This window comes from Sphingomonas sp. Leaf10, assembly GCF_001421245.1.
Taxonomy (GTDB): domain Bacteria; phylum Pseudomonadota; class Alphaproteobacteria; order Sphingomonadales; family Sphingomonadaceae; genus Sphingomonas.
Genome location: NZ_LMKE01000029.1, coordinates 17,766 through 30,437, shown reverse-complemented (window position 1 = coordinate 30,437; position 12,672 = coordinate 17,766). Strand labels below are relative to the sequence as shown.

The 12,672-nt window shown below is 66.5% G+C and carries 8 protein-coding genes; 1 reads left to right on the top strand and 7 read right to left on the bottom strand.

The features are described from left to right. Positions 1-55 precede the first annotated feature (55 nt). From ASE59_RS14815 to ASE59_RS14785, 7 genes are all read right to left on the bottom strand, one after another. Positions 56-742, bottom strand: a complete 687-nt coding sequence (locus ASE59_RS14815) for a response regulator transcription factor (RefSeq protein WP_056457888.1) — start codon at positions 740-742, stop codon at positions 56-58. A gap of 1 nt (position 743) precedes the next feature. Continuing rightward, entirely contained in the window at positions 744-3,431 is a 2,688-nt protein-coding gene (locus tag ASE59_RS14810; RefSeq protein WP_156360103.1) for a sensor histidine kinase, read from the bottom strand. After that, a complete protein-coding gene (gene kdpC / locus ASE59_RS14805) occupies positions 3,431-4,009 on the bottom strand; it encodes a potassium-transporting ATPase subunit KdpC (RefSeq protein ID WP_056457880.1) in 579 nt (192 codons plus the stop codon). Before kdpC ends, ASE59_RS14810 begins: the two co-directional genes overlap by 1 nt. A gap of 11 nt (positions 4,010-4,020) precedes the next feature. Beyond that, on the bottom strand, positions 4,021-6,054 hold the full coding sequence (kdpB, locus tag ASE59_RS14800) for a potassium-transporting ATPase subunit KdpB (protein ID WP_056457877.1): 2,034 nt from the start codon (positions 6,052-6,054) through the stop codon (positions 4,021-4,023). A gap of 11 nt (positions 6,055-6,065) precedes the next feature. After that, entirely contained in the window at positions 6,066-7,769 is a 1,704-nt protein-coding gene (gene kdpA / locus ASE59_RS14795) for a potassium-transporting ATPase subunit KdpA (RefSeq protein ID WP_056457872.1), read from the bottom strand. Between the two features lie 13 nt (positions 7,770-7,782). Further along, a complete protein-coding gene (gene kdpF, locus ASE59_RS14790; RefSeq protein WP_019517694.1) occupies positions 7,783-7,872 on the bottom strand; it encodes a K(+)-transporting ATPase subunit F in 90 nt (29 codons plus the stop codon). A gap of 108 nt (positions 7,873-7,980) precedes the next feature. Continuing rightward, positions 7,981-8,835, bottom strand: coding sequence for a TorF family putative porin (locus ASE59_RS14785; protein WP_056457869.1), 855 nt, complete (start codon positions 8,833-8,835; stop codon positions 7,981-7,983). A 648-nt stretch (positions 8,836-9,483) separates the two neighbouring features. Between ASE59_RS14785 and ASE59_RS14780 the strand changes: the two genes are divergently transcribed. Continuing rightward, positions 9,484-12,585: a TonB-dependent receptor gene (locus ASE59_RS14780; RefSeq protein ID WP_056457866.1), complete on the top strand. Its 3,102-nt coding sequence runs from the start codon at positions 9,484-9,486 to the stop codon at positions 12,583-12,585. Positions 12,586-12,672: the final 87 nt, after the last annotated feature.

The following is a 12,672-nucleotide window of genomic DNA, read 5'->3' as shown; positions in this document are numbered from 1 at the left end:
CGCGGTGCGTGCCGGTCGGATAGTGAGACAGGCCGTTCGGTAGCGCGTCACCCGCTCAATGGTCGGCACGCAGCCGGTATCCGACGCCCAGTTCATTGGCGATGACGCTGCCGACCGGGGCGGGGGTTTCGAGTTTTTGGCGGAGGTTTCGGATGACGATACGCAAATATTCCACCCGCGCATCCTCCCCCGCGCCCCAGCAGGCGGCGAGGATGCGTTCGTGGGTCACCACGCGGCCGATGTGATGCGCCAACAGCCCGAGCACTTCATGCTCCTTGCGCGTCAGATGCAGTTCCTCGCCAGCGCGGCAGACGATCCGCCGGTCGAGATCGATGCTGAGATCGCCGCGCCGGACGATCTTTTCCGCCGTCGCCGACGATCCCCGATGCCGGAGCGCCACCCGCAGGCGGGCGAGCAGTTCCTCGGTATCGAACGGCTTGGTCACGAAGTCATCGGCACCGAGGTCGAGCGCCGCGACCTTTTCATCCACCGCATCGCGCGCCGACACCACGAGGATGACCATGTCCCCCTGCCCGCGCAGTTGCGGGATGATGCCCAGCCCGTCGCGGTCGGGCAGGCCGAGATCGAGCAGCACCGCGCCCGGATGTTCGACCGCCGCCTGCCGCAACGCTTCCTTCGCATCCGCCGCCTCCACGACACCATAGTCCGCGCGGAGCAGCGTGTTGCGCAGCAGGCGGCGGATCGCGGCATCGTCGTCGACGACAAGGACTTTGGCGGGCATGTCAGGAAACGCTTTCGGTCGGAAGATCGCGGACGATCAGGTCGGAAGGGAAGACCAGCACGAACGCGGCGCCGTTGCCGTCCGGCCGGTTGCTCGCCTCGACTGTCATACCCATGGCCTCCGCAAACGCCTTGACGATGGCGAGGCCGAGGCCCGTACCGCCGATCGCGCGATCGGATCCTTCGAGGCGTTTGAAGGTCTCGAACACCTCGTCTTCGCGACCGGGTGGCAAACCCGGACCGTGGTCGAGCACGGTCAGCCGCAGTTCGCCGAAGTGGTTGCGCCCCTCGATCACGATATCGGTGCCGGGTTCGCCATAGCGACCGGCATTGTCGAGCAGGTTGAGCAGGCAGTGGTGGAGCAGTTGCGGATCGGCGCGCACCAGCGGCAGGTCGGGCGGCACGTCGAGCCGCACGGCATGACCCTCCAGCGCGCGCCGGGCATCGTGTGCGGCACCGGTCACCGCGTCGCTGAGATCGGTCGCCTCGATCCGCAGCTTCAGCGCGCCCGCCTCGACCCGCGCCATGTCGAGCAGGTTGGCGACGAAGCGATTGAGCCGCTGCGCCTCGCTCTCGATCGTGCCGATCAGGTCGGGCGTCGCGCCATGGTGCAGTTGCGCGGCGGCGGCGATGACGGCGGTCAGCGGGGTGCGCAGGTCGTGGCTGACCGAGGAAAGCAACGCGGCGCGCAGCCGGTCGCGGGTGCGGACGACGTCGACGTCGCGCATCTCGACCTGCAGCCGCAGCCGTTCGAGGACCAATGCCGACTGGTCGATCAGGCTGCCGAGCAGCGGCAACTGATCAGGGCGGACCGGACTGCCCGCCCGGTCGCTGGCGACGCCCAATACGGCCAGCACCCGCTCGCCCGCCTTCATCGGCTGGAACAGCCATTCCGATGCGGTGAGCGTGCCCGATCCCCTGCCCGCCGGGCTGCCGGTATCGAACGCCCAGCCGGCGGCGGCATGGTCCATGGTGTCGAGCCGGTAGGCGGGGTCGCTGGCGGCGAGAATGGCGAGATCGCCGCCCTGCGTCCGCGCCAGCAACACGACCTGTACGTCGAGCAGACGGCCGACATCGTCGCAGATCATCTGCGCGGCGACGTCGCGATCCCCCACCCCGGCGATCCGACGCAGGAAGCCGGCAAGGATGGCGTTGGTCCGCGCGCTGGTGGCGGCAAGGTCCGCCTGCGCCCGGACCCGCGCGGTCAGCTGGCTGGTCGCGACGGCGATGCCGAGCAGCACGAAGATCGAGACGATGTTTTCCGGGTTGTTGACGCTGAGCGTACCGACCGGCGGCAGGAAGAAGAAATTATAGGCGAGGCTGGACGCGATGCCGGCATACAACCCGGTGCGCAGCCCGAACAGGCTGGCCGCCGCCATGACCGGCAGCAGGTACAGGAGCGCGACGTTGCCGAGATCGAGGATCTGGAACAGCGCGCTGGCGATCGCCGTCACGCCGCCGACCATGGCGGTCGTGATCGCATAGCCGGTCCGCGTCCCCCACTGGCCCGGCCTTGCTCGGGCGCGCTGGCGTGTCGCGACAGCCTGCGGCATCGGCAGCACATGGACGGTGACGTCGGGCGTGTCGCGGACCAGACGGTCGACGATCGATCCGTGGCGAAGCTCGAACCAGCGCGAGCGGTGCGATTTGCCGAGCACCAGTTGCGTGGCACGCAGGTCGCGCAGCACCGACTGGATACCTGCGACGACGTTTTCGGCAGGCACGGTCGCCACCGCCCCGCCCAGTTGCGTCGCCAGCGTCATCGTCCTGGCGATGCGTGCATGTTGGTCGTCGGTGAAGTGCGCGGCGCGCGGCGTTTCGATGAACACCGCGGTCCATGGGCCGCGCAGGCCATCGGCGACGCGCTTGGCGGCGCGGACCAGCGTATCGCATCCCGGCAGCTCGCTGATCGCCACCACGATCCGGTCGCCGCCTGCCCAGGTCCCGCCCAGCCCCAGCGCGCGGACGTCGTCGAGCATCCGCGCATCGACCGCCTGCGCGGCCCGGCGCAGCGCCAGTTCTCGCAGCGCCGACAGGTTGGATTTGGAAAAGAAATGATCGAGCGCGCGGGTCGCCTCGGCCGGGAGATAGACCTTGCCCGCCTTCAACCGATCGATCAGTTCGTCGGGCGGAATGTCGACGACCTCGATCTCGGCCAGTTCGAGGATGCGGTCGGGCACCGTCTCGCGCACGCGGACGCGGGTGAAGCTGGCGACGACGTCGTTCAGGCTTTCGACGTGCTGGATGTTGACCGTCGAATAGACGTCGATGCCGGCGGCCAGCAGTTCCTCGACATCCTGATAGCGTTTGGGATGGCGGCTGCCCGGCGCGTTGCTATGGGCGAGTTCGTCTACGAGCGCGAGGCGCGGCGCGCGGGTGAGGATCGCGTCCAGATCCATCTCGGACAGGCGACGCCCCTCATGGGGCATGTCGCGGCGATCGACGACCTCATGCCCGCGGATCAGAGCTTCGGTTTCGGCGCGGCCATGGGTTTCGACCACGCCGATGACGACATCGACGCCATCGCGTTTGCGCGCCGCCCCCTCCGAGAGCATTTCATAGGTCTTGCCGACGCCGGGCGCGGCACCGAGAAAGATTTTGAGCCGCCCCCTGCCCTCCTGCGCGGCGGTGCGCAGCAGGGCGTCGGGATCGGGGCGGCCCGCGTCCGGTCCTGATCCGGCCATTGGCATCAGCGCGTCGGCGCCGCGCCGTCGAGCGCGCGGTTGAGCGCGAGGACGTTGACGTGGCGGTCGCCGAACAGCGACCCTTGCGTATGGGCGGCAACCAGCCCGCGAACGCGCTCCACCGACAGCCCACGGACCTGCGCGATACGGCGGGCCTGTGCCAGTGCGGCGACCGGCGACAGGTCGGGATCGAGACCCGAGCCGCTGGCGGTAACGAGGTCGGCGGGAACCGGCCCGGTCGCGCCCTCGCCGTGCTGCTTCGCGACGTCGGCCTGCACCCGGTCGACCAGCGCCTGCGACGTGGGGCCGAGGTTGGAGCCAGACGACGCCAGCCCGTCATAGCCCTTGCCTGCCGCCGAGGGGCGCGTCTGGAAATAGCGATCGGCGACAAAGGCTTGCCCGATCACCGTCGATCCGATCACCGTCCCGCGCGCATCGCGTACCAAGCTGCCATTCGCCTGGGTCGGGAATATGGCCTGCCCGATGCCGGTCATCGCCAGCGGATAGGCAAGCCCGAGCAGGGCCGCGAACAGGATCGTCATGACGATCGCCGGGCGAAGTGCCGAAGAGAAATCCTTACCCATTTTCCTGATCCTTACGCGAGGCCGAGGGCGCCGACCACCAGGTCGATGACCTTGATGCCGACGAACGGGGCGAGCAGGCCGCCAAGGCCGTAGATGGCGAGATTGCGCGCGAGCAACGGCCCCGCCGCCATCGGTTTGTACGCGACGCCGCGCAGCGCCAGCGGCACCAGCAACGGGATGATGATCGCGTTGAAGATGATCGCGCTCAGGATCGCGCTTTCCGGTGTCGCCAGCCCCATGACGTTGAGCACGCCCAGCCCCGGATAGAGCGCCACGAACATCGCCGGGATGATCGCGAAATATTTGGCGACGTCGTTGGCGACCGAAAAGGTCGTCAGGCTACCGCGCGTCATCAGCAATTGCTTGCCGAGGCCGACCACCTCGATCAGCTTGGTCGGATCGCTGTCGAGGTCGACCATGTTGCCCGCCTCGCGCGCCGCCTGCGTGCCGGTATTCATCGCGACACCGACATCGGCCTGCGCGAGCGCGGGCGCGTCGTTGGTGCCGTCGCCGCACATCGCGACCAGCTTGCCACCCTGCTGTTCCTTGCGGATCAGCGCCAGCTTGTCCTCGGGCGTCGCCTGCGCGAGGAAGTCGTCGACGCCTGCCTCGGCAGCGATCGCGGCGGCGGTCAGGGGGTTGTCGCCGGTGATCATCACCGTGCGGATGCCCATGGTGCGCAATTCGCCGAAGCGTTCGCGGATGCCGGCCTTCACCACGTCCTTCAGGAAGATCGCGCCAAGCAGACGCCCCTCCTTCGCGACCGCCAGCGGGGTGCCGCCGGCACGCGCGATCTCGTCGGTGATGCGGCGGAGTTCGGTCGCGGCAGCGGTGGTGCCCGATCCCTCGTTGGCGCGCAGGATCGAATCAACCGCGCCCTTCTGGATCAGCGTGTCGCCGAAGCGGACGCCCGATACGCGGGTCTGCGCGGTGAAGGCGATGACCTCCGCCCCGTCGGGCATCGGCCGCCGAAGACCGAATTTGTCGCGGGCGAGGACGACGATCGAGCGGCCTTCGGGCGTTTCGTCGGCAAGGCTGGCGAGCAGTGCCGCTTCCGCCAGTTCGGCGTCGCTGGTGCCGCCGACGCTGCGGAACTCGCTCGCCTGACGATCGCCGATCGTGATCGTGCCGGTCTTGTCGAGCAGCAGCACGTCGACGTCGCCCGCCGCCTCCACCGCGCGGCCCGACTTGGCGAGCACGTTGAAGCGGACGAGGCGGTCCATCCCCGCGATGCCGATCGCCGACAACAGCGCGGCGATGGTGGTCGGGATCAGCGTGACGAGCAGCGCGGCGAGGATCGCGACCGGGATGCTGCCGCCGGCATAGGACGCGAAGCCGGGGATGGTGCCGACGGCGATCAGGAAGATGATCGTCAGTCCGACCAGCAGGATCGTCAGCGCGACCTCGTTCGGGGTCTTCTGGCGCTCGGCACCCTCGACCAATGCGATCATGCGGTCGAGGAAACCCTTGCCCGGCTCGACCGTCACCTGCACGCGGATCTCGTCGGAGATGACGCGGGTGCCGGCGGTCACCGCCGATCGGTCGCCGCCCGCCTCGCGGATCACCGGCGCGCTTTCGCCGGTGATGGCGGCTTCGTTCACGCTGGCGACGCCCGCGACGACTTCGCCATCCGACGGGATCAGGTCGTTCGTCTCGACCAGCACGACGTCGCCGACCTTGAGCTGGCTGGCGGGGACATTGTCATAGTCGCGGCCGTCGCCGTTCAGCCGCTTGGCGGTCAGTTCGGCCTTGGTCGCGCGCAACGACGCCGCCTGCGCCTTGCCGCGCCCTTCGGCCAGCGCCTCGGCAAAGGTGCCGAACAACACCGTCAGCCACAGCCACGCGGCGAGCTGCGCCTTGAAAGCGATGGTCAGGTCGTCCTGCCCGACGATCAGCAGAACGGTCATCAGCGTCGCCACCGCCGCCGTGACGAACATGACCGGGTTGCGGACCAGCTCGCGTGGATCGAGCTTCACGAACGATGCCGTGATCGCCGGCAGGACGAGGTCGGCGGTGAACAGGCTCTTGGATTGGGTTTTTGCCATGATGGCCCCCGTCAGAACAGCTGGCCGCGGATCATGCTGAGATGATCGGCGATGGGACCGAGCGCGAGGCTCGGCAGGAAGGTGAGGCCGCCGAGGATCAGGATGATCCCGACCAGCAGGCCGACCCACAGGCCGCCGGTGGTCGGGAACGATCCGGCGCTTTCCGGCGTGTATTTCTTGGCCGCGAGACTGCCGGCGATCGCCAGCATCGGCACGATCACGAAGAACCGGCCGAACCACATCGCGACGCCCAGCAGCGCATTGTAATAGGGCGTGTTGGCGGTAAGGCCCGCGAACGCCGACCCGTTGTTCCCGACCGCGCTGGTGAAGGCGTAGAGGATTTCGCTAAAGCCGTGCGGCCCCTTGTTGAGCGGCCCCGCCAGTCCCGGCTGCACCACCGACGACAGTGCGGTGAAGCCGAGAATGACGAGCGGAAGGACCGCGATGGCGAGCACCGCCAGCTTTACCTCGCGCGCCTCGATCTTCTTGCCGACATATTCGGGCGTGCGGCCGACCATCAGCCCGGCGACGAACACGGCGAGGATCGCGAACAGCAGGAAGCCATAGATGCCGGCGCCGACGCCGCCGATCACGACCTCGCCCAATTGCATGTTGAACAGCGGGATCATGCCGCCCAGCGGCGTGAAGCTGTCGAGCATGGCGTTGACCGCACCGCAGGATGCGGCGGTGGTGACGACCGAGAACAGCGCGCTGGCGGCGATGCCGAAGCGGACCTCCTTGCCCTCCATATTGCCGCCCGCGACGCCCAGTTGGTGGAGGATCGGATTGCCCGCCGCTTCCTGCGCATAGGTGACGGTGACGCCGGCAAGAAACAGGATCACCATCGCGGAGAGGATCGCCCAGCCCTGCCGCGTATTGCCGACCGCCTTGCCGAAGGTCCAGGTCAGGCCGAAGCCGATGACGAAGATCGACAGCATCTGCACGAAATTCGTAAGCGCGGTCGGGTTCTCGAACGGATGCGCGCTGTTGGCGTTGAAGAAGCCGCCGCCATTGGTGCCGAGCATCTTGATCGCTTCCTGGCTGGCGACGGGGCCGAGCAGGATCGACTGGCGCGCACCCTCCAGCGTGTTCACCTCGACCGCGCCCGCCATCGTCTGCGGCACGCCGCTGGCGATCAGGAACACGGTATAGACGATGCACAGCGGCAGCAGCAGGTAGAGCGTGATCCGCGTCACGTCGGCCCAGAAGTTGCCGATCGCCTTGGCTTCCCGCCGCGCGAACCCGCGCAACAGCGCGAAGGCGAGCGCGATGCCGGTTGCGGCCGACAGGAAGTTGTGGATCGTCAGCGCCAGCATCTGGGCAAGGTTCGACATGGTGCTTTCGCCACCATAGCTCTGCCAGTTGGTGTTCGCGGTGAAGCTGATCGCGGTGTTGAAGGCGAGGTCGGGCGACAGGCCCGGCAACCCCTGCGGATTGCCCGGCAGCACGCCTTGCAGGCGAAGGACCGCATAGGTCAGCAGCAGCAGCGCGACGTTGAAGAACAGCATGTGGATCGCATAGCGCCGCCATCCCTGCTCGGCGGTCGGATCGATGCCCGAAAGCCGGTAGAAGCCGCGCTCGACCGGGCCGAGCACGATGTGCAGCGGGGTCCGCCGCCCCTCGTACAGCGCGTGCAGCCACAGCCCGATCGGCTTGGTCAGCACCAGCAGGATGCCGACGAACGAAAGGATCAGGAACCAGCCCTGAAGTGTCATGATACCGCTCCCTTCAGAAGCGTTCGGGGCGGATCAGCACCGCCACCAGATAGACGAGAAGGCCGATCGCGGTCAGCGCCGCCAGCCAGAGGTCGAGCGTCATCGCCGGTTTCCCTTCACGCGTTGTCGCACAGGCGGGCATAGGCGAGCGTCAGCGCGAACAGCCCGATGATGATCGCGACCCAGAGCAAATCCGTCATGGCGTGGCTCCTCAAAAAGCGGCGGTCAGCGCGACGACGACGGTGCCGCCCGCGATGTTGCCGGTGCCGTCCTGCCCCTTGCTGAAGCTGGGGCGGAGATAGGTCGCGTCGCCGTTCGAAATGTCGGTGTCGGCATAGCTTACGTTGACGGTCAGGTTCCTGACCGTGACGTCGGCACCCAGCGACCAGTCCCAGTAGCTGCCGGTCGGCGTCACCGCGGTCGCGTTCGGGCCGAGGCCGTCCTGCCCCCAGCCATGACCGATATGCGCTTTCGCAGTGATCGGCGTGCTGGCGATGCCAAGCGCTCCGTCGCCCCACAGGTACAGATTGTCGTCCTTCGCGCCGGGATCGGTATAGACGCCGGCGGCGGCATCGGCGCCGGTGGCGTACCATTTGCCGATCGCCTGCTGCCGGGGCGCATAGGCGATTCCGGCGGTCAGCGTCGTCGGCCCGGCGGTGCCGGTCAGCCTGGCATAGGGCTCGGCGAAGTCGGTCTTGTCCGCTCCGCCGGGATACAGATACCACGTCAGCCCGAGATCGAGCGTGCCGTTGGCGAGCGGCAGCTTCACTCCGCCGATCAGGTCTAGCTCCATATTGGCGCCGCCGAACGTGCCCCACCCGGCAAGGTTCGAGGCCCAGCTGCCGATATATACACCGCTGCGATGGGCGACGGTGATGCCGCCCTGCACCGCCATTTCCCGGTCCGACTGCGACACGCCGCGAAAGCGATAGTCCGTCGCGATGGATGTCGAACCGCTCACGGTGATCGCGGGCGGCGGTGTCGGGTCGGCCGGTGCCGACTGCGCCTGCGCGGCAACCGGCAATGCCAGGACCGCTGCTGCAACGACGGCTGAATAGGATTTCATGTTTGCACCCCGTACGCGGCGATCGTCCCGTGACGACCGCCTTCAGGGAGGTGCGATTAGGCGCAGCCAGCGTTTAGATTCGAGAGCGATTCCCGCCGATCGCATAGTGCGCGCATATAGCTGTCGCTTTTTTTGGGGACCGCGAGCCGGTTCTTGGGGCCGATCGACATTCAACGACGATCGCAAATTCCTGTCATTCCCGCGCAGGCGGGAATCCATAAACGTTGACGTTTCGGGCTGGATTGACGACGCGGGCGCATATGGACTCCCGCCTTCGCGGGAGTGACGATAGCAGACAGAGAAGTCGTCTCGCGTCCACGGAACGGAATATCGTCGAACTGCTCCCATCCCTGACAAGAGCTTCGGGGCGGTCATGCCCCCGGCATGACCTGAACAGTGCGGGGCACTGTTTACCCGAAGCTGGGCTGGGGGTGGGTAGGTTTGGGCTGGTGCAACGCTCTCTCGCGGGCCGACCCACCCCCGACCCCTCCCTTGTCAGGGAGGGGAGAGGTGGAACCCTTTTCGCCGCAACCGTATGGCTATCGTACGTCACCGGGTTGACAGATCGCGCGAAGAAAAGAATAATTACTTTAATTAATTGTATTAGGCTGCGGATGACAGTCTTGCCGGCATAAAAGGGGAGTTTGGATGCGCTACGAATCGTCGACGACTGTTCGATCGGTACTGCTGGGTGCGGTGTCGGTGATCGGTCTGGCCGCACCGGGTGGCGCTTTCGCCCAGACCGCGACCGGCAACAGCCCCGCCGCCACGGCGACCCCGGCCGATGCCGCCGCCGCGCCGACGCAGGTCGAGGGCGGCGACGACATCGTCGTCACCGGTATCCGCGCATCGCAGGCCCGCTCGGTCGAAATCAAGCGCAACGCCGCCAGCGTGGTCGAGGCGATCAGCGCGCAGGACATCGGCAAGCTCCCCGACGTCACCATCTCGGACTCGCTGCAACGCATCCCGGGCGTTCAGATCCGTCGCGAGGCGGGTGAAGGCGGCGCGGTCAACATTCGCGGCCTGCCGCAGGTCACGACGCTGATGAACGGCGAACAGTTCCTCGGCGCCAATTCGGTGACGACGGTACAGCCGAACTTCACCGACATCCCCTCGCAGCTGTTTTCCGGCGCGACGGTGTTCAAATCGCCGACCGCCTCGCTGCAACAGGCGGGCCTGTCGGGCACGGTCGACCTGCTGACGCGCCGGCCGATGGACCTGAAAAGCGGGCTGACGCTGTCGGCCGCCGCCGAAGGGCAATATGGCGACAATACCAAGAAGTGGAGTCCGTCGGCCAACGGCCTGATCGCCTATCACGGCGACCGGTTCGGGGTGCTGGTGTCGGCCGCCTATAGCGACCTGACGCTCGGCAACAGCTTCCGGGGGATTCAGGATTACGGCGTCGCGCTGAACAACGAAGGCGGCAGCGCCACCAACCAAGGCAATTTCGCGGTCGGCAACAACGGCGTCAGTCGCGGCACCCCGGTGCGCAATGCGCAGGGCGCCATCATCGGCTTTGACGTGAACGGCGATGGCGATGCCAACGACGCCTTCATCACGCCGCAGTCGCACACCGCGTGGAACCGCATCACCAACCGCGAACGCTTTGGCGCCAATGCGTCGTTGCAGTTCGAGATCAACGACGCGCTGAAACTGACCGCCGACGGTTTCTACACCCGCCAGACGCAATATGATCGCACCGCCGGGTTCCAGTTCCAGAATGTCGACTGGCTGTCGTCGCCGTTCCTGCCGACCAAGTCGCGCGATACCGGCGCGGTGGTCAACGGCTATAACGTCAATACGGTGCAGCAATATACCTACAGCCTGCCCAGCTTCGACAGCTATTCGGAAACCTTCCGCACCGTCAGCGAGTCGCAGAACTACAACCTGCAACTCGACTGGCAGCCGAGCGACCAGTTCAAGGGCACGATCCGCGGCATTTACGGCAAGGCATCGCGCGAGCGCGACCAGGCCTATACGCAGTTCAGCCTGACCAACGGCACGCAATGGGCCTATAACGGCGTCGGCAACTATCCCGCGTCGATCGGCGGCGACCGGCAGTTCAATCCGACCGGCTACCAGATCTACAGCCAGACCGCGATCGTCGACTATTCGAGCGGCGCGCCGGTGTTCGGCTTCTCGCCCGCCTTCTTGGCGCAGGCGTCCGACCCGTCACGCTATGGGCTGAAGACGATTTCGTCGGAAGGCAACCAGTATCAGAACGGCGATCTGTGGGCGGTGCGCGCCGACGGCGAATATACCGCCGACAATGGCGTCAAGCTGTCCTTCGGCGGCCGCTATGGCGAACGCAGCGTCGACCAGTTCACCTTCGACCGGGTATCGCCCTTCTATGCCGGCAACACCGACAATGCCGCCAATCCGGCGGGCGGGTGCCTAGTCAAGTGGAAGGCGTTCGACGTCAACCTGAACGACGGCAAGTGCGCGGTGCGCGACGCGCAGGGCAATGCCTATACCGCCGGCTATACGCGTCAGGCGAACGATCCGATCTTTGCCGACCTGATCAAGCAATATGCCCTGCCCGCCGGCGGCACGCCCGCCCTCTATGCGCTCGATCCGAAAGCGATGGACGACAGCGAGGCGTGGCAGAACAAATTCTATCCGGGCAGCCAGAATCTGGTCAATCCGGCCGACAGCTTCACGGTCAACGTCCGCCAGATTTCGGGCTATGGTCAGGTATCGGGCGAAGGCGAACTGTTCGGCATGCCGTTCCGCGCCAATGGCGGTCTGCAGGTCGTCAACACCCGGCTGAACGTGCGGCAGAACATCGTCGGTGCGCCGCAGCCCTATGGCGTGTCCGGCGTCGATGCCGGCGATGTGACGACGAACCGCGAATTCACCGACTTCCTGCCCGCCTTCAACGTCGCCTTCGACCTGAGTGACAAGCTGCGCGCCCGCGCCGCCTTCTCGAAAACGATGACGGTGCTCGACTTCCTGCAATGGGGCGGCGGTCTGAACGTCAACTACGCGATCAATACGCAGGTGAACCCGGCCCGGTTCGAGGCGCGGACCGCGGATTCACGCGGCAACCCGAACCTGAACCCGTGGCGCGCGACCAATGCCGAAGCGAGCCTCGAATATTATACCGGCCGCTCCAGCCTGGTCGCGGTCGGCGCCTTCTACATCTCAGTCGACAGCTTCATCACCACCACGACCGAAATCCGCAACGACATCCCCGACAATGACGGCGTGATCCGTCGCCCGGTCACCACCAACACGCTGGCACAGGGCGAAGGCGGCACGCTGAAGGGGATCGAGGCATCGGCACGCCAGTCGCTCGCCGATTACGGCGTCAACGGCTTCCTCGGCGGGTTCGGCGTCGATGCCAACTACACGCTGTCGCTGGGCGACGCCGGCCTCGTCGACCTGGCCGGCAACAACCAGCCGTTCCAGGACAACAGCAAGCATCAGGTGAACGCGGCGCTGTGGTTCGAGAAATACGGGTTGCAGGCGCGTGTCGCCTATAACTACCGCTCGAAGCGTCTCGCCTCGTCCAACTATGGCGGCATCCGGGACCAAGTGACCGGTCGTGGCCTCGCGCAATATCAGATGCCAACAACCTATCTCGACGCCTCGATCTCCTACGACATCACGCCCCAGTTCAGCATCTATGGTCAGGCATCGAACCTGACCGGCGAGACCGAACGCTATTACCTCACTTGGGCCGATCAGGTGTTCAACGAGAACATCTACGAACGCCGCTTCATCGCCGGCGTCCGCGCCAAGTTCTGATCGGCTCCCTTCGTCCGCAGTCGCCGTCGCGCAGCGTCGCGGCGGCGACACGGGACAAGGGGTGGGGTATCGATCGAACGCGACGAA

Coding starts and splice junctions, on each gene's coding strand:
- kdpF (WP_019517694.1), bottom strand. CDS start 7,872: ATGACGCTCGACCTCTGGCTGGCGGCGCTGACCGCGATCGGCCTTCTC.
- kdpC (WP_056457880.1), bottom strand. CDS start 4,009: ATGGGTAAGGATTTCTCTTCGGCACTTCGCCCGGCGATCGTCATGACG.
- kdpA (WP_056457872.1), bottom strand. CDS start 7,769: ATGACACTTCAGGGCTGGTTCCTGATCCTTTCGTTCGTCGGCATCCTG.
- ASE59_RS14780 (WP_056457866.1), top strand. CDS start 9,484: ATGCGCTACGAATCGTCGACGACTGTTCGATCGGTACTGCTGGGTGCG.
- kdpB (WP_056457877.1), bottom strand. CDS start 6,054: ATGGCAAAAACCCAATCCAAGAGCCTGTTCACCGCCGACCTCGTCCTG.
- ASE59_RS14785 (WP_056457869.1), bottom strand. CDS start 8,835: ATGAAATCCTATTCAGCCGTCGTTGCAGCAGCGGTCCTGGCATTGCCG.
- ASE59_RS14810 (WP_156360103.1), bottom strand. CDS start 3,431: ATGCCAATGGCCGGATCAGGACCGGACGCGGGCCGCCCCGATCCCGAC.
- ASE59_RS14815 (WP_056457888.1), bottom strand. CDS start 742: ATGCCCGCCAAAGTCCTTGTCGTCGACGACGATGCCGCGATCCGCCGC.